The 20,444-nt window shown below is 37.9% G+C and carries 12 protein-coding genes and 5 pseudogenes; 4 read left to right on the top strand and 13 right to left on the bottom strand.

Annotation, left to right across the window (positions count from 1 at the left end):
• Positions 1–69 precede the first annotated feature (69 nt).
• Positions 70–891 (bottom strand): hypothetical protein, encoded by an 822-nt coding sequence (locus GA693_RS03710; RefSeq protein WP_160241804.1) that lies wholly within the window; start codon positions 889–891, stop codon positions 70–72.
• A 326-nt stretch (positions 892–1,217) separates the two neighbouring features.
• Here GA693_RS03710 and GA693_RS03705 point away from each other — a divergent pair.
• The 3 genes and pseudogenes from GA693_RS03705 (at position 1,218) to GA693_RS03690 (ending at position 5,248) form a co-directional block, all read left to right on the top strand.
• Positions 1,218–2,638 (top strand): annotated as a pseudogene (locus tag GA693_RS03705) (cytochrome ubiquinol oxidase subunit I).
• Positions 2,631–3,635, top strand: coding sequence for a cytochrome d ubiquinol oxidase subunit II (cydB, locus tag GA693_RS03700; protein ID WP_160241407.1), 1,005 nt, complete (start codon positions 2,631–2,633; stop codon positions 3,633–3,635). The pseudogene GA693_RS03705 and the gene cydB overlap by 8 nt, the downstream one beginning before the upstream one ends.
• Positions 3,636–3,844: 209 nt before the next feature.
• A complete protein-coding gene (locus GA693_RS03690; RefSeq protein WP_160241408.1) occupies positions 3,845–5,248 on the top strand; it encodes an aminotransferase-like domain-containing protein in 1,404 nt (467 codons plus the stop codon).
• Positions 5,249–5,381: 133 nt separating this feature from the next.
• Here GA693_RS03690 and GA693_RS14865 read toward each other — a convergent pair whose 3' ends face one another.
• Entirely contained in the window at positions 5,382–5,495 is a 114-nt protein-coding gene (locus GA693_RS14865; protein WP_228127892.1) for a hypothetical protein, read from the bottom strand.
• Between the two features lie 407 nt (positions 5,496–5,902).
• On the opposite strand from GA693_RS14865, the pseudogene GA693_RS03685 reads away from it, so the two are divergent.
• Positions 5,903–6,471, top strand: a pseudogene (locus tag GA693_RS03685) (transposase); the annotation flags it as partial.
• A 54-nt stretch (positions 6,472–6,525) separates the two neighbouring features.
• Here GA693_RS03685 and GA693_RS03680 read toward each other — a convergent pair.
• From GA693_RS03680 to GA693_RS03635, 11 genes and pseudogenes are all read right to left on the bottom strand, one after another.
• Positions 6,526–6,696 (bottom strand): annotated as a pseudogene (locus GA693_RS03680) (IS5/IS1182 family transposase); the annotation flags it as partial.
• Between the two features lie 688 nt (positions 6,697–7,384).
• A complete protein-coding gene (locus tag GA693_RS03675) occupies positions 7,385–9,508 on the bottom strand; it encodes a DUF3987 domain-containing protein (protein ID WP_160241409.1) in 2,124 nt (707 codons plus the stop codon).
• Positions 9,505–9,711, bottom strand: a complete 207-nt coding sequence (locus tag GA693_RS03670) for a helix-turn-helix transcriptional regulator (protein WP_160241410.1) — start codon at positions 9,709–9,711, stop codon at positions 9,505–9,507. Before GA693_RS03670 ends, GA693_RS03675 begins: the two co-directional genes overlap by 4 nt.
• A 343-nt stretch (positions 9,712–10,054) precedes the next feature.
• A complete protein-coding gene (locus GA693_RS03665; RefSeq protein ID WP_160241411.1) occupies positions 10,055–10,963 on the bottom strand; it encodes a hypothetical protein in 909 nt (302 codons plus the stop codon).
• A gap of 80 nt (positions 10,964–11,043) precedes the next feature.
• Entirely contained in the window at positions 11,044–11,556 is a 513-nt protein-coding gene (locus tag GA693_RS03660; protein ID WP_160241412.1) for a hypothetical protein, read from the bottom strand.
• Positions 11,557–11,638: 82 nt separating this feature from the next.
• Positions 11,639–14,518, bottom strand: coding sequence for a type I restriction endonuclease subunit R (locus GA693_RS03655; protein WP_160241413.1), 2,880 nt, complete (start codon positions 14,516–14,518; stop codon positions 11,639–11,641).
• Positions 14,519–14,575: 57 nt separating this feature from the next.
• Positions 14,576–15,262 (bottom strand): abortive infection protein, encoded by a 687-nt coding sequence (locus GA693_RS03650; RefSeq protein ID WP_160241414.1) that lies wholly within the window; start codon positions 15,260–15,262, stop codon positions 14,576–14,578.
• Between the two features lie 8 nt (positions 15,263–15,270).
• A pseudogene (locus GA693_RS15005) lies at positions 15,271–15,960 on the bottom strand (restriction endonuclease subunit S); the annotation flags it as partial.
• Positions 15,946–16,374, bottom strand: a pseudogene (locus tag GA693_RS15000) (restriction endonuclease subunit S); the annotation flags it as partial. The pseudogenes GA693_RS15000 and GA693_RS15005, both read right to left, overlap by 15 nt.
• On the bottom strand, positions 16,374–17,942 hold the full coding sequence (locus GA693_RS03640; protein WP_160241416.1) for a type I restriction-modification system subunit M: 1,569 nt from the start codon (positions 17,940–17,942) through the stop codon (positions 16,374–16,376). The pseudogene GA693_RS15000 and the gene GA693_RS03640, both read right to left, overlap by 1 nt.
• A gap of 252 nt (positions 17,943–18,194) precedes the next feature.
• Positions 18,195–19,199 (bottom strand): hypothetical protein, encoded by a 1,005-nt coding sequence (locus GA693_RS03635; protein WP_160241417.1) that lies wholly within the window; start codon positions 19,197–19,199, stop codon positions 18,195–18,197.
• Positions 19,200–20,444: the final 1,245 nt, after the last annotated feature.

Genomic DNA, 20,444 nt, shown 5'->3' with positions numbered 1-20,444 from the left:
CAAAACTTTTAAAATCATATAGTTATGAAATCTTTGTGCAACAAAGCCATAGCGCATCAAAAATGTAAATTAGGCTAAAAAAGTCGCCTGATTTCGAGACACACCATGTTGTAAACGGGTTTGCATATACTCGGCATAAACCGATAATTTTTCATAAATATGCTCTGCATAAAACATATCTTCCACCAGTTGCTTGGCTTGAGTCTGACCATAACGACCACTCACAGATAGCAACTGTGCATTGAGTTTTGAAAATTTCTCACATAATTCGATATATTGCTGATCTTTGTTTTTGAAGAGCAATTTCCGCATATTGAGTTCAGTACTGTCCATCATCTTGTCTAACGGATCAGTATGAATATAATGAATCTTAATTTTAAAAAACTGTTCAATTTCAGCAATCTTTTGAGTATCAAGCTTTAAGTGAGTAATTAAAAAAATCTGGGAAATATCTGCTCTGCATAAAGCATGCAACAACGCATAATAAAAGAAATCAACATCATCCAAGTCGGTATCATGCAGGTCTAAATAAATATTTAAGGCTTCTAGCACATCATCAATTTTTAAGTGCTGCTTTTTCTCAGCCTGATAGTATCGGCTTAATAGATTCAGTACAGGAGCTGTTGCCTGGCTATGATAGATGGTCGTTTGATTTAAATTCCCCAGAATAAATGGAGCAAGCAAGTAGGCTAAACTTGATTGCTCATTCTGAATCGCAGACTGCACGATATAATCTGCTTTCTCCTTAGAGAGTTCGCGCAACACTTTTGCACGCAGTAGAGTTGCTTCTAAATTGACGAATTTCTGTGTCAGTTTCTTGTTCAATTTTTCAGACAGAATACCTTGTTCAATAATCTCAGGAATTTTATTCAGGCTCTTTGTGACAAACATTTCAGCACCATCTAGATTCATTTATATTTGTCATTTTTGATTCTTTTTTAAATCAGCAGTAGCTACAGAATTGTGCTGTATAAATATAACAGAGTATTTTTATCTACTTTCTCTGTTATATTTTATATAACCTGTTCTTGTACCTACATCTTGAATTCTCTGTCCTGCAAAATCTTGATAATTATTCAAAGTAGGTAGTTTTGATGAAACGATCTATAATTCTTTATAACACTAAAATAAATAGTGTTAATTTAAAAAATCTCAGAAACCCATGTCTAAAATGGGAGGTCCTATGAGCCTCGGTAACCGCACTTGAACTCGCACGAATTCAATTTGCCTTTACAGTTTCATTTCACATCATTTTTCCCGCAACTTCGATTGGCTTGGCCTGCTTTCTGGCGCTGCTGGAATGGAAATGGCTGCGCACTCAAAACCCGATTTATAAAGATCTGTTCAAATACTGGATTAAAATTTTTGCCGTCGCCTTTGCCATGGGAGTCGTATCAGGCATTGTCATGGCGTATCAGTTCGGCACCAACTGGAGTGAATTTTCTCGTATTGCCGGTTCGGTCACTCGTCCATTACTGACTTATGAAGTGCTGAGCGCTTTTTCCTTGAAGCCGGCTTTCTCGGCATCATGCTGTTCGGTTGGGGGCGTGTCGGGCCTAAGGCACATTTCTTTGCGACCTTGATGGTCGCCATTGGGACCTGTATTTCCATGTTCTGGATTTTATCGTCCAACAGCTGGATGCAGACCCCGCAAGGCTTTGCCATCGAAAATGGCATTATTGTCCCTTCTGACTGGTGGGCCATTGTATTTAACCCATCCTTCCCCTATCGCTTTGCACATATGGCAACCGCAGCTTTCCTTGTATCTGCCTTATTGGTTGTGGGTACAGCTGCATGGCATTTATTAAAAGGCCGCCGCGATGCGTTAGTCAAGAAATCCTTCTCCATGGGACTTTGGATGGTGCTCGTCACGTCCTGCCTGCAAGTGGTGATTGGCGATCAGCACGGTCTGAATACACTAGAGCATCAACCGGCTAAATTGGCTGCCATTGAAGGTCACTGGGAAACCAATCATGATCATGGTATGCCTTTACTGTTATTCGCTTTACCCGATATGGAGAATGAACGCAATAACCTAGAAGTCGGCATCCCGAACTTAGGCAGCTTAATTTTAACCCATTCCATGGATGGAAAAGTCACAGGCTTAAAAGACTTCGCCCCTGAAGATCGTCCGCCTGTTCCCATCGTGTTCTGGAGTTTTCGTGTGATGGTGGGACTCGGCATGCTGATGGTGTTGATGTCACTGACTGCTTTATGGCTGCGTAAACAAGACCGGCTATATGAAAGCCGCTGGTTTCATAAGTTTGCCACCGTTATGGGACCTACAGGCTATATCGCCTTACTCGCAGGCTGGGTGACTACGGAAGTCGGCAGACAGCCTTGGGTGGTCTATGGCGTCATTCGCACCCAGCATGGTTTATCACATACCGTGACTGCAGAACAAGTCGGCCTCAGTCTGATTATTTTTGTGCTGGTCTATACCGTGGTTTTCGGTACAGGTATCTATTACATGCTGAAATTAATCAAGGCCGGCCCCGTACATATAGACAGCCTTGATCAGCAGCTTGCCGGTCCTGGGCATTTTAAAACGCCGATGCGGCCATTGAGTGCCGTCGATGAAGCAATTGATGGCTCAGCAAGCCAAACCCCTGCAAATAAGGAGCAGCATCATGATTGATCTTGCATTGGTCTGGGTCGGTATTATTGGCTTGGGCGTCTTAATTTACGTGGTGATGGATGGCTTTGATCTCGGGATTGGCATACTGTTCCCGTTTATTCAAGGGCAGCAAGAACGCGACGTTATGATGAATACCGTTGCCCCTGTCTGGGATGGCAATGAAACGTGGATGGTCTTGGGTGGCGCGGGTCTATTTGCTGCCTTTCCACTGGTCTATTCCACCGTGTTATCTGCCTTATATTTACCCATCATTTTTATGGTAGTGGCTTTGATTTTCCGAGGCGTGGCTTTTGAATTCCGCTTTAAAGCCCATCGTAGCAAGCCGCTATGGGATCAGGCCTTTATTTGGGGTTCATTCTTTTCCAGCTTCTTCCAAGGCGTGATTCTCGGCGCGTACATTCAAGGAATTGAAACACAAAATGGCATTTATAGTGGTGGTGCACTCGACTGGCTGACTCCTTTCTCTTTGTTCGTTGGCTTAGGGGTGGTTATCATGTATAGCGCATTAGGCTGTGCATGGCTCATCATGAAAACCGAGGCAGATTTACAAGCGAAAATGTATGCGCTGATGCCTAAGCTCATTATTACCTTATTGATTGTCTTTGGCGCAGTCAGTATCTATACACCCATCAGCCATCCTGAAATTGCGCAGCGTTGGTTTAGCTTACCGAATCTGTTCTATTTCAGTCCTGTGCCTGTTTTGGTGCTGATCTTTTCTGGGCTTATTTTAAAAGCATGTGCACAGCGAAAAGATGCCCAACCCTTTGTTTTAACGCTGGGTCTGGTATTTCTGGCCTTTACGGGTTTTGTAATTAGTTTATGGCCCAACATCATCCCGCCAACTGTTTCCATCTGGCAAGCGGCGGCACCTGAATCAAGTATGAAATTTGCACTGGTCGGTGCTATCATTCTGATTCCGATTATTCTGGTTTATACCTTTTTGTCCTACTGGGTGTTCCGTGACAAAGTGCGTATTGGTGATGAAGGCTATCATTAAGCAAGGTGACCCTGATGAAAAAAATGCAAAATCGTTTGAATCCTACAGTCTGGTTCATATTATTATGGTGTTTTGGTTTCCTGTCCCTAGGCTTAATTGCAGGAATTTTTAGACTGCTACTCAGCTTGGCCTATTAAAAGCATATTGGATAAAACCTCGGATAGCCATGTCATCACGGCTATCCCTTTCTCATATGAGCATGACACTTTATGTATAAATCAGAACAACTCGCCGTAAGCCTAAAACATCTAATTGAAACAGGGGCTTGGAAAGCACATGAGAAACTTCCCTCTTTAAGACAACAAGTCGAAATTTCAGGGTTTAGCTTAATTACAGTCATGAATGCCTATCAAGAACTGGAAGCTCAAGGACTGATCTATTCAAAAGAAAAATTAGGTTACTTTGTTGCAGAGAATCCCTTACAAGCTGCGCTCGCAAAAAAAGTCATTGTGAATGAAAAAATTGAGATTAACTCACTGGTATTCCGTTATTTAAAATCCATTCAATCTGAAAAAATTATTCCCTTGGGAAGCGCTTTTCCCGATAGCCAACTGCTTTATTCTCCGAAGCTGATGCAAACCTTGGCGCAACAGGCAAAATTCCGAGTCGGCTATGAGCAAATGCCGAGCTTACCGCCGGGAAACTACGAACTCAGAAAACTGATCGCTCAACGCTATTGCATGCAAGGCATTCCCACCGATCCCTCTGACATCGTGATTACCTCTGGTGGACTGGATGCTTTAAATCTGTCTTTAAGAGCCATGACCCAGGCAGGTGATTATATTCTGCTGCAGGAAACGATTTTCTATGGAGCTTGGCAAGCAGCTGAAAATCTGGGCTTAAAGGTCATTACCATTCCAGAACACCCAGAACATGGGCTGGATATAGAGGCCTTTAAAAAAGCCATTACAAGCTATCCAATTAAAGTCTGTTTAATGATGCTGAACAGCCATAATCCGATTGGATTTACAGTCAATGACGAGATTAAATTTGAATTGGCTAAATTGCTGCATCAGCATGAAATTTATTTGATTGAAGATGATGTCTATGAAGAGCTCTATTATGATCAAAAAAGGCCTCTATCCATGAAGTATTATGATCAACAAAACTTGGTCTTGCACTGCTCTTCTTTTTCCAAAACTTTGGGGGCTGGTTTCCGTGTTGGCTGGGTTTATGCGGGAAAATTTTCGGAACATATACAGCATCTGCAATTGATGAGCACTATCTCTGTTAACTCATTTATTCAAAATGCGCTGGTAGACTATCTTTCACATCGTCATTATGAAAAACATTTAAAAGGTCTTCGTACAACCTTAAAACGGCTTAAAAATCAATATTATCAATATCTCAGCAAGCACTTACCTGAAAATTGTACGGTGCATTATTATCCCTCAGGCTATTTTCTGTGGGTGACACTGCCTGAAGAAGCAGACAGCAGCCGAATTTACGAAAGCATAATCCAAAACAATATTGGCATCGCGCCAAGTATTCTCTTTTATCGTGAAAATAAAAAACAGAACCACATCCGTATCAATTGTTCATTTGAAATGAATGAACAGAATACCAAGGCACTCGATCTCTTGATTGAACAGATTTCAGAGATTCAGTCCTGAACTGCATCCTTGAATCAAGTGCAATTTAGGGAATCGCTAAATTAAAACGAGGCGGACTCTCTTTAGGTAAAGCAACTTCCAATTAAAACGAACTTTATTTGGCTGCATCCTATGGATTCTTAAACCTTGTGGTTTACTGTAAAACGTATTCCCAAATTACAAAGCCAATAAAAAAACCCAGAAATGAATATATGGTGATGATAAAAAATACAAACCATGCCTTATTTTTTTTAAATAAAAAATCCATCGATGCTTGCTCATAACTCATATTTATCATTATTTTAAGCATCAGATTAAGGAAGTATAGGTACAGTTTCGGAAGAAAAAATATAACAGAATGCCCCTTAAAATGGAGCATTTTGACTTTCGTCCATTAGCCGAATTAAATAAAATCTGTGAATACACAATAAAAAAGCCCGACATCCTGTCGGGCTTTTTCGTATTGGGTCCTTAGGTATAACTCCTATCGTACCTCACGTCCTAGTGTTGCACTTATTATTATTGTTTTATGTGTTGGAACATATAGATGGATTCGGAAATTTGAACAACTCCTATAAACGCCCATTAAAATCTCCAAATACTAGGTAATCCCCCCTAAAAATAATAGGATCTAAAAGTAGAATTTTCTCTTAAGATACGAGCAGGAGATTCTGCATGAAAACATCTAAATTTACTGACAGCCAGATCATGTCCATTTTAAAACAGGCGGAGTCTGGCACACCTGTAGCCACCCTTTGTCGTGAACATGGCATGAGTAATGCCACGTTTTATAAATGGCGTGCCAAATATGGCGGTATGGATACCTCATTGATGGCTCGACTGAAAGAGCTGGAAGCAGAAAATACCAGACTAAAAAAAATGTATGCTGAAGAGCGATTAAAGGCAGAGATTGTTCAGGAAGCAATGTCAAAAAAGTGGTGAAGCCATCTTGCCGACGTCAGATGGCTCAACAAGCCGTTGCCCTGCATGCGGTTAGTATCCGTTTAGCTTGCTCTGCATTTGGCATTAGTGAAACCTGCTACCGTTATCAGGCTAAACTTTGCGATGACAATGCATTAATTGCTAAACAGCTCATTGAACTCACTGAGGAAAATTCCGATTGGGGATTTGGTCTGTGCTTCTCATATTTACGACATGTTGAGAATCACTGCTGGAATCACAAGCGGGTTTACCGCATTTACTGTGAGTTGGCACTAAATCTGCGTATTAAACCGAGAAGAAGACGGCTTTGTTGCACAAAGATTTAAAAGACAGCACTCTGCTCATTTGAACAGAACTCAAGTGATCACTTGAGTATGAGGACGACCTAATTCTGTAAATCTTTTCAATACGGCTATGCGTGCATGAATCTCATTCACCTGACTCGGAAAACTCCTTGCTGTTAATTTATCGCCTAATAATTTAATGCAATACATCTTAGTTTCTACCAAACTTCGACGATGATAGCCCATATTAGACCGCCCTATACCCACCACATTGTCACTTTAATTTGAGTACCTACAGAAAACTCTATTTTTAAATCGTTTGTTTATCAAAGCCAATGGAAAATAATGTTGATTCATTCCGCTTACTATTTGCTTACCAGAATCTAAAAACAAAAAAACCACTTACAATTAGTACATGTAAGTGGTTGTTTTATATGGTGGGCCCAGACGTTACCATACTTTAATCTAAGTAATTGTTTTATAATTATTTATTTTTAATGATATGAAGAAGGTACAAACACGGATACATGAGTTTTTTTTGTTACTTTTTGTATTTATTTTTCATTTTTTCTTAAAACTAATAGTTGAACTTATTCAGCACTAATTTAATATCAACATTCAATAGATAATATTCTGACAGATGTTAGCTTTTTTTCTAAATTAGCCCTTTTAGATTTTATACTAGAAGTGATTTTAGTGTTTAAAATGAATGTAGATTGTCTCATATCTTCCTAAATTTTAGATTTTGCGATTTTTCCCTGTAATCCTTTCCTTGTCTAGCTTTCCGCATCGCATTAACCTTGCGATTCGTATGCGACACATGCGATATCTAGCCGTTCATGTCGCATACTCCGCATTGGAATCGCACACCCTTTGCAACATGGATAACCTTGTGCCATAAGGGTTTCAGCCATAAATCGAAAAATCGCAACTATTTCAGCAATGCCGGATTTAATTCAATGTAAGTGGAGCGGTTAATTGTCACCAGTCGCACATAATTAAACTCGATCAGCTCATTCAAACAAGGGTCAAATTCCTTCGCTTTTCTTATTTGAAGTGGCGCGCCTTTCATTGCTACCGTTCTTTGCAATCGGTTGGTTTTTTCCTTTTTGCATTTGGTTAAAAGGTACTTAATCAGCTTCTCAGAATCGCTTTCATCAGCTATTTCAATATCTGAATATCGGAACCACTCCGACAAAGAATGTCGAATGATGGCGCAAGCTGCTTGCATAACTTCCACATCAATTTCAGACTTGTTTTCAAAGTAAGCTAAGACAGCGCCCAAACGTCTGGCAAGCTCGTTTGCACGACTGGCAAAAGGCTGCATAAATTCAAACTGTTTTCCACGACCCTGCAAAATCTCACACTCATTGTAGAACTCAAGCTCTAATAACTCTGCTTCACTAGATAGCTGCATAACTGGAAAATATGGAACCTCTCCTGAATCATTTAAGAGGACTGGCAACTCATCTTTTAAAATATCTCTACACCGATTCCAAAATTTTGTTAGTCGTGGGTCATTGTGTGAATTTTTCAGCTTTTGCCTAAATTCAACTGTATGCGTTCTTTGCCCAGCAATGCTCTCTGGAGCAGCTAAAATAAATCGTGGTAAAAAGCCCTGCTCTCTTAATATCGGATCATTTAAAGCTCCAATCAGTACAACACGTTGCCCAAGTAGGTTGAATGTTAGGCGAACATCATAGGCCGATCCGTTGTCATCAGATGAAGCGCGGCTTCTCTGACAATAGCCCTGATCAAATATTTTCGTAAATGCACCTAACGCGCTTTTGGCCCTGTCACCCTTCATTGTGTGACCATCAAAGAACTGCCCAGCCTCATCGCTACTCAATGAAGCATTTTTCACAATTCCTTTAATATAAAACTTGGTCAAGGCTTCAATAGTAATGTCAGAAAAAATACTGGTCGGATCGGTTGGTCTTGGATTATCTAAAGCCCACTGCGCGAACTCTTTAGATTCAACTGTTTTTGATTTAGCGTTCCAATCCTCTAAATTTTTTCTGTATTCATCATACTGCTGTCGCTCATGCTCTCTAATAGGCAATTCAACCAACTTTTGACATGATGATTTACGTCCACCGCTACCGCCTTCCGTTAAAAAGAATAAGTGGGCTGGCATACCCTCCCTGTTGGTTTCTTTGGGTGCATTAACCTTACCTTGTGCTAAAAATGAGATACTCGCTAAAACACATTGAGCAGCCATTGCAACCGGAGCTTGCACATATTCAGCGGTTGCAAGAATCGCATTCCTCACGACTTCCGGTAGCTCATCAATAGGATAAGGTTTTGATTGAATGAGAGTGTCATTTCTCAGGCTTATCGGAGCTTGCCAGTTATCCAGCTTTTCAGCTCTCCGATCCACTGGCATCTCCTCAACTTGAGGCTGTGCGATTAGGTCAGATTCGATTGATTTTATGATCTGCTGTTTTTTATCAAGGAAAAATTGCTTTATCTGATTTGGTGGAAGTGTTTTAAAGCTATCATTCACCTGAACAAATAAATCAGCATTATTGACTGGTGGTTTCTCACCGACCATCATTCTAAATATTGTTTCAGGCATACCATTGTTTATAATCTGATACGCTGCATCAATATCTTTATGAAGCACAACGGCCTCTCCAGCCTTAGCAAGTTGCACAAATAAATCTATATTGTCTGTACCTAGAACATACGGCATATATTTATTATTTGTGTTGCTTGCGAATATTCCAGCTTTACCAATAGAGAATGATATTTTTTTAGAATCGATTTCTTTACATGGTGTCTGGCTAGTATCGTACTTTTTGGCCGTGCCTCTGATTCCATACCCTATTACTTCAGTTAATTCATTAGGATTAACCAGAGGGAGTGCTTCACATTCTTCACAGTTATAATCCGGCAATTTAGAGTAAATATAACTCTCAGGCTTAACTTTAAAATGCTGCTCATCAATGCAGCCTTTTATAAAATCTTCAATCGAATGATATTCGGTTGTATTGCCTGTCACCGGATCGGTGCTTGCTGCAAATGGTGCGTTAAAAATGATTTTTGCATTCATTTTTCGCCCTCCAACTCAGAATCTGAAGGATTTAAGCTCAACACCCAATTTCTTATTTCATTTTCACGATAAAAAATTCGAGCTTGCTTTTTATCTCCAAATTTTATCGGCTTCGGAAATGAAGAATCTTTATGTTGCAAGTTATATAGCGTATTTCTACTAATTTTTAAAATACGACAGACATCTTTAATTTTGATCAACATTTTATCTTCTCTCTGTTAAGAGAACATCATGAGAAATGCTGAAAAATCATGAATTTCATAAATTTGCATATCTCAATTCTGTTCTTGAAATGGATATGCACATAATTGAGCAAAACAGGACAGTAGGCACTGGTATAAATAAGGCTAAAAAATGAAGCCTTGATAACCTTGACTAATATCTATTTATGTGATTGCAGAGTTTAAAAAATATAGCTTATATCTAGAAACGGCTTTGTTACATAAACATTCTTCAAAATACTGATTTTTAAAGATTTGTTTAAATTTTAACCCAAAAAATAAATTAAACAAAATCATAGCCTTAGATGTTTATGCAACAAAGCCTCTAGAAACTATCATCTCGTAAGATTTCCATATTTATAATATTATTACTTTGATCACGATTATAAACTTTCTTATATTGTGTAATTAATACACTTATATTTCTATTATTTATTATATTTTCTATTTGTTTTTCATCCATTGTTTTCCCATAAAAAATTAAAACTAATTCTGATATAAAGCTTTTTGACAATGTAATACCTATCAAAGATAGAAAGATATCATAGACATCCCGAACAAATTTATTTATTTTTAAGTTTCTTTCTTTTTCAACCAATTCCTTATTATTAATATTTGAATAACCAATATTTTCAATATATTTATTAAAAATATAATCTAGATCCGATATTTTTTCTATACTTGAGTTATTTAAAATTAAATTTTCACAAATTTTTCTTTGCATCTCATTTTTTACAACAGCACCTCTTAAAGATATAAATAAACTAGCCATAAATAATTCAATTTCATCTTTATACCACAATTTAAAATCTTGAAAACCCTCTGTACTATTGATAAATTTATTATAATTTCTATCTATTTCTTTAATTTTCTTATTCTGATAATTCTCTTTATTCTTAATATTAGATATATAGTAGTCTGTTGATTTATCATATGCTGTTATTATAATTATAAGAGAAATTACACCCATTTTTTTATTTTCTAAGTAATTAAATATTTTATTATTATTCAATAGAATTTTAATTTTTTCTAGGTTTTCACTATTTTCCAGTAAATTTATAGAGTAGTAGAAATCAAAAGCAGCAAATAATATTTCTTCATTTTTAAAATAATTTTTAAAGAAAAAATCATCCACTTGGTTTGATAATTCCAACTCATACTCTTCAGCACTTTTACATTGTTCAAAATCGACTTGATCTAATTTAAATAATTTTGAAATTTCTTCACTATTCATATTAAGCCTCTTAATTAATATTGCTTCAAGGTGGATTTAAAATTAACTATAAAAATTAAAATATTGAAAATTTTGATGATTTAAACAACAAAAAAAGTAGTTACTGAGATAAAGAATGGAATGGCAGTACTCGCCATAAATCTTATTGTTTTTACATTGAAATTAACTGATTGTTTTTGTGAGTATTTTTTATATTTCAATATGAAATATAGACTTGATATAAAACAAGCGATTAGAAAACTCATCATTATAGCCATTCGGTAATAGTCAATGGATAGGTCTGTTCCTACTGTAAATTTTTGAAATTGGTAATAGTTACTTCCTGTCAGAAATGTACAACATAGCAAACCCAAACCTATTGAACGATATTCTGTATTTTTATCCTGATCTCTGTATAAAACCTTGGTAATCATCATGCTTAAAGTAAGAAAAAGTGGGATCAAAATAACTATAAAACTGACAAGTAAATTTCTAAATAACCAAGATTTAATATCTGGATCATTTCTAAATTGATAGATATTCAAAAATGGGAAAAAGACCACTGGAATGAAATACACATAGGACAGCTTGAAAGAATCCATATTTTTAATCATGAGTGATCACGGTTCCTGCTATATAGAGTCTAATTTCACTGCTTACTCTCTGGAAATAAAGTCACATTTTGAAGTGTATTATTTAATTAAAACCAGTATAAAACCTTTCAATCAACTGCCGTGTCTTGACCAGCAAGTTAGTGAAGACATTATCCCGTTCAAACAGCTTCACTTTAAAGTTAGGCAACTCTTTCATTTCTTCTTTACGTGGCAAACGCTGATTAAACTCATAATTATCCAAAACCTGTTTCATCACTTCAGGCTTTAGATTTTCCTGTTCACAAAGCTGTTGGTAAGCCTGCTCTTTTTCTATATCCCAAAATTCTGCAAAGGCATCCTGTACGCTTTGGCCGTTGATCATCTTAGGCATGTTTTCTTCAATGAATTTTTGAATAAGGTCTTGCTTATCGTGCAAGCTAATATCGCTACTGATTAAATCGTAAATTTGCGCTTGGTACTTCTTACGCTTGTCCTCTGAGTCCGTATCAACAACAAGCTGTAGCAGGTTGATGATATATCCAACATTGATACGGTCACTGTGCAGTAAATCCAGCTGAAAATCGACATCATCCAATACCGATACTTTTTCTTTCTTGGTGGTCTTTCTAACGGCACGACATAGGTCAGCATACTTAGAGGCAAAATTCGCAAAGTGCTGTTTATCGAGTTGTGTTTGGTCTTGATCGTACTCAATAAAAGTTTGTAATTGCGCGTTATAGCGCATCACTTCACGGAAAGCTTTAATAAATTCCAGTTGCTGTTCTTCAGTGACAAGGTCATCGACTGATTGGTAATTGGGCGTTAAGGCAAACAGTTTACTCACCGCTGCTTGGTAATCCTGTTCGATTTCCGCATAGCTTGGAACAAGGACGATCTTGGTCGTTTCTTTATTGGAAAATAGTGCCAGCGCTTCATCCGTTGCACGTTTTAGGTTGCGGAAACAGATGATATTGCCAAATGGTTTTTTATCGTTGTAGACACGGTTGGTACGTGAGAATGCTTGAATCAAGCCATGATATTTTAGGTTTTTATCGACATACAAGGTATTTAGCGGCTTAGAGTCAAAGCCCGTGAGGAACATATTGACCACGATTAGAATATCAATCTGTCTATTTTTTACGCGCTGTGCAATGTCGCGGTAGTACGCATAAAATTGATCGCCAGAATTGTAGTTGGTTTTAAACTGTCGGTTGTAATTGGCAATGTAGCGATCCAGCTTATCCCGACTGGATGAATTGACCTGAGTTGGAATATCTGCGGCTTCTTCATGAATCAAGCCAGTTAAGTCATCAGTCGGTACAGCCTCATTTGCCGCATAGGAAAAGATGGTGGCAATGGTCAACGGTTTAAATATCCGACCTTGTGCTTCATCTTCAATTTGCTTTTCAGCCTGCACCTTTTCAAAGAGGTCGTAATATTGGGTCAGTGTTTCGACCGAACTGACACAGAACATTGCGGTAAATTCACGATTACGGGTTTTGGTATCGTGAATATTGACAATGTAGCGGGCAATCATTTCTAGGCGTTGCGGGTTGTCATACAGTTCTTTGGTATCGATGCCTTCTACATCTTCCTCATAACTTTCATTGGTCGCCATGCCTTTGGCGGTGTATTTGCCTCGATAATCAATTTGGAACTGCAATACGTTACGGTCACGGATGGCATCGACAATCACGTATTTATGCAAACACTCATTAAACAGGTAATCGGTCGTCAGTTTTAAACCTGCTTTGCTTTGGCTATTCTTTTCAAAAATAGGCGTACCGGTAAAACCAAACATTTGTGCTTTGCTGAAGAATTTTTTGATGTTCTGATGGGTCTCACCAAATTGACTGCGATGACATTCATCAAAAATAAAGACCACCTTTTTATTTTTAAGATAATCAATCGATTCTAAATAACGGTCAGTGCTGATGGCCCGATTGAGCTTTTGGATGGTGGTCACAATCAGTTTGTCATGACGTTGATCGAGCTGTTTCACCAAGGTAGATGTGTTATCGGTGCTGTCGACGCTGTCGGCTTTAAAAGCATTAAATTCGCGTGAGGTTTGCGTATCGAGGTCGTTACGATCGACCACAAACAGAACTTTTTCCACATCAGGCATTTGCATGATGATCTGACTGGCTTTAAATGAGGTCAGGGTTTTGCCTGAACCAGTAGTGTGCCAGATATAGCCGTTCTGATCGGAGTTTTGCACATGCTCCACAATTTTCTGTACTGCATAAATCTGATAGGGACGCAGCACCATCAGGCTTTTCGTGGTTTCTAGCAGCACCATGTACTGAGTCAGCATTTGGGTCAGATGCTGCTGATTGAAAAAAGCGTCGGCAAAGTCGACAATTTCATTGATGTGTTTGTTATGGACATCTGCCCATGGAAAGGCAAACTCGATGCCTGTGGTGCCGTTGGAGTAATAACGGGTATTGGCACCATTACTAATCACAAACAACTGGATAAAGCCAAACAGCCCTTGCCCTGCCCAATAGGCTTCACGAATATAGCGTTGTGTTTGATTAAAAGCTTCGGCAATTTCCATGCCGCGTTTTTTCAGCTCGATCTGTACCAAAGGCAAACCATTGACCAGTAAGGTCACATCAAAACGGCTGGTTCTGCCATTATAGTCGCGATGATCTACCGTGATTTGATTGGTGACTTGATAAATATTCTTGCTAGGATCATCAGACAGGAAAAAAAGGTGTTTACTGGTTCCATCATCAAATTTGACTGGAAATAGATCACGCAGATTCTTGGCGCGTTCAAACACGGTGCCCGTGTTTAAAAAACTGATGACTTGTTTCCATTCCGTTTCTGACAGAGGCGCTAGCCCATTGGCACGTTCAATCTGAGTTTTCAGGTTGGACAGTAGCTGGCTTTCGTCCTTGAGCGTCACTGATGAATAACCCAGTTGTTTGAGTTGATCAATTAGTTCGTTTTCAAGTTGATATTCACTTTGTACTGTCATTTAACCCTCTAATCTTTTAAATTATTCACGTCAATCTTGATTATCTATAATAAAAATTTAAGCAACTTCGATACCTTGCGCATCAAGATATTCGATACCTTGCGCATCAAGATAATTATCTAACTCTTCTGAGTACGCATCATAATCTTGCTCAAACAATGCCTTGCTATAACTTAAACCACTAGGCAATTCAAATTGCTCATCAAGAAAATTATTAAATTCAGGATACTCCTCGTAACGGTAACTTTGTGTGTAAGAGAGATCAATTTTAAGCAGAAGAAGAAGCAATATATATGATAATCGATCTGTTGTTTGTGCAATAATCTGAGCTAATTCCACTCCAACTGAATAACTCTTTGGAAGAATTTTGCCGTGAGATATCTCACCAACATTATTTCTCATCTCCCCCAGAAAACGTATCCATTGATTAAGTGCTGAAAAGTAATTTTCTATGTCGCTTTTTGGCATTACATTTTCAATTGCTGAATGTTCGTAAATGCACTCCTTAGCTTTTTTAAACAAGCGCCCTAAATCCAATAAATTAATATCCTTAGCGTTTTCATACGGTCTAAGTTTTAAAATAATATTTTTAGCTATCGCTTCTATAAACGATTTACTACATTCAATCAGCGTATCTCCACACTGATTAGTTTGTTGATCAATTTGACTTAATAATCTTTCTAAATCTTGCAACCATTTATGTTTAGATGAATGTATTGCTATAAGTTCTCTGGATTTTTTCATAACAAAACCTATATAAACATCTGCTGCAACAAGCCTTTTTTCCACTGTTTGGCTTGTTCAATTTGCTGTGCCACTACTTCAAGTTTTTGGTCAATGGCAGATAGAAAATTAGCGATTTTGGTTTGTTCTTCTAAATTACTTGGGATAGTAATAGGAATTTCTGACATCACATTATTCATCAATTTGGGATTACCGACATAGGAAACGTATTTGTGAGTCACTTTATTTAATATTTCAGCAATACAAAGATTTGCGTATCCCTTCTTACTTAATAAAACACCGCAAACATTCGTGCAATAAAATTTGCCTTTTCTAAAATTTACATCACCTGCATTAGCGCCATCAGTTGTCCATGTTAGTGCATCTTCAAATAAATATTTTTTATAGAATCCCATCAAACCTTTTTGCTTAGTTTGAGAACTAAAAACTGGGTATTTATAATCTGTATCTGCAACTGATACCGTATTAGAAACCGCTAAAACCTGCCCCCTAGTTACATCGAAAATTTCTTTAACCGAAATATTTTCCCACTCCCCAAACTCGCTACCATCATCCGCTTTAAAACGAAGTTGCTGACTAAACAACTTTTGCATCATGCCTTGTTTATATTGGCTCAGCAGTTCATGTTTTTGATTGAGTTGGCTAATCTTTTCATCCACGTTCGATAGAAAAGAGGCGATTTTGGTTTGTTCTGTAAATTCGGGGATAAAAATATTAACTTTTTTTATCATTCCTCCAGTTACAAGGGGTTGTCCTGTCCCAAATACAAGTCTATTCAGATTAAATTTTATCAGTAGTTCTCGTAAATAATCTAAACTCGTATCATCTGATACAGTGAGTCTCAGAGTGTTATCTGATACAGAATATTTTCCATCTATTTGATATAAAGATCCTGCATTCGCACCAACACGTGCAATTAAAATTGATTTTCCTTCATAGTCAAAAATATCTTTATAACCAATCACACCTGTTGAACCATAAAAAGGGAATTCTCCAGTATCGCCTTTCTCTTCCGATTTTCCTGACTGAATAGAAAACCCTTTCAGTTTCTCAAAAGTTGTATTTGTATAGTCTGCATCAAACTCTTTAAATCGTAACTTAGGCACAGCCATTACTTCACCCCCGCAAACGGTGAAACAATACCTAGCTCTTTGCAAAAATCCGCAATGATGGCATCGGTTTTTTGGCTGTCGTGTTCCAAAGCTTGAAGCTGTCTTGCAATCGCATCTAAATCAATCTCGGCTTCGGCTTCAAAGGTATCCACATAACGTGGAATATTCAGGTTGTAATCGTTATCTTTCACTTCTTGCAAAGTCGCCACATGCGCATATTTTTCAATATTTTCACGCTTTTCAAATGCCGCAACAATCTTATCCAAATGCTCAGGCAATAACTTGTTTTGGTTCTTCTGCTTTTCAAAATCATTGCTGGCATCAATAAACAGAATATTGCCGCTATGTTCACGGTTTTTCTTCAACACCAAAATACAGGTCGGAATTGAAGTGCCATAGAAAATATTGGCGGGTAAACCAATAATGGCATCCACCACATTCATCTGCTCAATCAAATACTGACGAATCACGCCCTCACTCGAACCACGAAACAATACGCCATGCGGTAACACCACCGCCATGGTGCCATTGTCATCCAGTTGATACAGCATGTGCTGCACAAAAGCCATATCGGCTTTAGAACTTGGCGCCAGTTTGCCATACGCGGCAAAGCGTTCATCTTGTAAAAATAACGGATCGGCAGACCATTTTGCAGAAAATGGCGGATTCGCCACCACCGCATCAAACTTTTTATCTAAATGCTGCGGACGGGTTAAAGTATTTTCCTGCTTGATGTCGAACTTGGCAAAATGCACATCATGCAGAATCATGTTCATACGTGCCAAGTTGTAAGTGGTACGGTTCATCTCCTGACCGTAAATCATGTCGACATCTTTTACTTCACGTTTTACCCGAAGCAACAACGAACCTGAACCGCAAGTCGGATCATAGACTGAACGTAAACGGTCTTTGCCTTGGGTGACAATCTTTGCCAGTAAAGTCGATACCGTTTGCGGGGTATAGAATTCCCCCGCTTTTTTGCCCGCGCCTGAGGCAAATTCGCCAATCAGGTATTCGTAAGCATCTCCCAGTACATCGGCTTCGGTATTGGAAATATCAAAATCAATATCATCTAAATGACTCAGGACTTTCGCCACCAGTGCATTACGGTCGCTGGCATTATTGCCAAGCTTGGTCGAGTTTAGATCCAAATCTTCAAACAGGTTGGCAAAGTCATCGGCAGAGTCGGTGCCTAACGTGCTTTGTTCAATTGATTTTAAGGTTGCAGTTAAATCATCCAAAATGAATTCGCCCTGACGACCACGCTCGGCTAAGGTATGGAATAGCTGTTTGGGTGTGAGCGCATAACCGACTTCGGCAATGGCATTCTTTTTAATTTCTTCGATGTACGGCACGTGCTCAGCATTATTTTCATCTAATTCTAAAAAGCTGACCTCCTCACCATCGAGCAATTCATTGGCAAAGTTCACCGATTTTTCTGATAAATATTTAAAGAAAATAAAACCCAGAATGTAATCACGGAATTCATCGGCGCCCATGGTGCCGCGCAAAGTATTGGCAATATTCCAAAGTTGTTTTTGTAATTGTTGCAGTTGTACGTGGGTCATTGTTATGCATGTCCGATGAAATGAATAAAACATGACTAGTGTACCGAAAATTAAAGTTTTTTCAGCAAAATTGGATATAGAAAGACAAAATTTGTCGCACTAAATGCATATCAATAATATTGATATATAAGGTTTTATTTGGATTTTAAAAGATTAACAGGCTCAAGTATCATAATTTAAATTAAGGCCTATATCAAAATTAAAGATATTTAAAACATTAATTATAAACAAAATAAATAATAAGACAGTTTGTTAAAGTTGGCCATATTCAGCATCGATATACGCATTAATTAATGTCCAATCTTCAGTTTTTGAAATTTCACGCGGAAGTTCGACGTCAAAGGATTCATAAAAATATCTACGCATACAATACTCAGTATAAGAATCCGCATAGGTTTCATACCGCGCGATGATTGTTAAATCCATCACAGGCATTTGTGCTTGATCCCATCGTTGTCTTTTCCGACTGAAAAAGAATAGTTTCCCGAAGGTATATAAACGTCCCGCCTGTTGTCGATTACCTCTGAATACAGCATAAATTTTAAAATAATTCTGCCATGCAAGAAGATCATTGAGCGCTTTGGTCTGATCTTTCTGTGAAATCACTCGATTGAGAATTTGGGTTAATTCTCTTTTTAGTTTTTCTATTTCAGTTTTCTTAAATCGCCACGTCCATGAGAAATTCTTGTTACTTTTACGGTAAAACTTAGTCTGATGTTCAGCATACTTTTTATGGCTTAACCGTACTAATTCAGCCTCATATTTTCCAAAATCCAAGCTTAAATAGGGTTTATTCAATATGAAATTAAATTGTTCATTGTCTTTATAGTAATGACGGATAAAAGTTAATTCTTGCCCGACTGTAATTTTGTCCCAGATGACAGGTTCAAGTTCAGCAATTTTATCTTTTGATGTATATGCTGAACTAGTTGTTGAAGTCACTTTGCCTATGGTTTCTTTGCTGTGACGATGGCTATTAGGGGTTTTGATCAACAAGATAAATAACCACTCATCTTTATAAAGAATGTCTTGAACAATGAGATCAGCGACAGGTAATCCTTGTTTTAGTCGATATGTTCTTTGCCGACTGGTTAAATTTAATGAATAGCGTTCGGTTAATTTATGAATAATCTTTTCAATATCAATTTTACCTAATTCAGTTTGCACTATAAATTTGCAGTAAAAATATGACCCTCTTGTGACCTTATCTTGAATTTTTTGTGCGGTGTATTTTGTGTGGGGGCTGTAATCAATCATTTTATGTCATCCAACTATGCACTTTTCATGTCAATCAACAATCCACTTAAGTCCAAATTTCTTCATCCATTTTTGAATTGTTCATCAACAATAATTTTCTCTACATTTCCCATTTTGCTGAGCGCGTCAGCAATCAGCATTAATCAAATTGCGCTAGCACTGTCACCTCACGTTGTAAGGTGACAATAAAGTAGTTCCTAGTGCGCATTACGAAACTTGATCAGCAAATCTTATACTTGTTTAAATAATATATCAATATTATTGATATATTAAATTAACTTTGATAATATGGCTGCATATCAATCGAATTGTGGATTGACCATCCATTCCAACTTTCTTTTTTTGAAGTGGTTTGAATGGCTGACCACCATTCAAAAACTTTGATACATATTGCCCTGAATATAAGACTAACCATCTTCATATTGCCGATGTAGCGGACTGCTGGGGAAACCTCGCTCGGTACGTTGCAACGGGGGCTAAAGGATTGCAATATCCTTTTTCTATCCGTTCATTCACTTTTTAAGAGTTCCAAGCAAATAAAAAGTGGTTGGGCGACAAGGAAACGGGAGCCTATAAGCGATTTATCGTGAAATGGTCATTTGGTTAGTAATAGCCAAGTTAGGTGTGAAATTATGAAAATAGTGGAACATTGAAACCCTGTTCAAAGTGATACAGTCAGGAGCAGCATAGGATGTGCGATAGTCTCCGTTAATAGCTGAATGTGTATGCTTGATCGAACAAGTTTTTTTACTTGGAAAAGTATGCTCATTTCCAATCACGATGGCTGCTGAGAGTGCCGTAAGGTACTAGGGCTTTGAGGCTAACGCTGGAAAAGCTGGCACCATTTTGCGCAAGCTGAATGGGTCGCTGGATAGCTTAAACGTGTAACGGCATTAATCGATAGATGCTGATTGGAGTGTAAGAGTTTTACCCTTTATAAAGTTATGTATACATCATATCCCGATATTTTTTAAGGAACTACGGTCGGGGGAAACAGGAAGTATGTATACAGGCGAGAGGATAAACGGTCTGCACATTAAGACACTTTGAAATAACTTGGGAAGCACTGAATAAAAAGGCTTAAATTGGTTAAAAGTCTGTTGTATTTTTTCAGTGTGGGAGCGATGGTGAGTAGCGCATATAAAGCAAGTATTTACTTGCGGAAATTGTGATACCAATCTTCATAGCAAGATTTGTATTAAATGAGATAGCTAGCTTAAAGCGAATCCTAAAACATTTCGATTT

This window comes from Acinetobacter indicus (assembly GCF_009914475.1).
GTDB classification, from domain to species: domain Bacteria; phylum Pseudomonadota; class Gammaproteobacteria; order Pseudomonadales; family Moraxellaceae; genus Acinetobacter; species Acinetobacter indicus.
Note: the sequence above shows the minus strand (reverse complement) of the source record. Positions and strands in the feature narration are given on the sequence as shown.

Bases quoted from the DNA above. Each gene is read 5' to 3' on its own strand.
- GA693_RS03710 (WP_160241804.1), bottom strand. From the start codon at position 891: ATGTTTGTCACAAAGAGCCTGAATAAAATTCCTGAGATTATTGAACAA.
- cydB (WP_160241407.1), top strand. From the start codon at position 2,631: ATGATTGATCTTGCATTGGTCTGGGTCGGTATTATTGGCTTGGGCGTC.
- GA693_RS03690 (WP_160241408.1), top strand. From the start codon at position 3,845: ATGTATAAATCAGAACAACTCGCCGTAAGCCTAAAACATCTAATTGAA.
- GA693_RS14865 (WP_228127892.1), bottom strand. From the start codon at position 5,495: ATGGATTTTTTATTTAAAAAAAATAAGGCATGGTTTGTATTTTTTATC.
- GA693_RS03675 (WP_160241409.1), bottom strand. From the start codon at position 9,508: ATGAATGCAAAAATCATTTTTAACGCACCATTTGCAGCAAGCACCGAT.
- GA693_RS03670 (WP_160241410.1), bottom strand. From the start codon at position 9,711: ATGTTGATCAAAATTAAAGATGTCTGTCGTATTTTAAAAATTAGTAGA.
- GA693_RS03665 (WP_160241411.1), bottom strand. From the start codon at position 10,963: ATGAATAGTGAAGAAATTTCAAAATTATTTAAATTAGATCAAGTCGAT.
- GA693_RS03660 (WP_160241412.1), bottom strand. From the start codon at position 11,556: ATGATTAAAAATATGGATTCTTTCAAGCTGTCCTATGTGTATTTCATT.
- GA693_RS03655 (WP_160241413.1), bottom strand. From the start codon at position 14,518: ATGACAGTACAAAGTGAATATCAACTTGAAAACGAACTAATTGATCAA.
- GA693_RS03650 (WP_160241414.1), bottom strand. From the start codon at position 15,262: ATGAAAAAATCCAGAGAACTTATAGCAATACATTCATCTAAACATAAA.
- GA693_RS03640 (WP_160241416.1), bottom strand. From the start codon at position 17,942: ATGACCCACGTACAACTGCAACAATTACAAAAACAACTTTGGAATATT.
- GA693_RS03635 (WP_160241417.1), bottom strand. From the start codon at position 19,199: ATGATTGATTACAGCCCCCACACAAAATACACCGCACAAAAAATTCAA.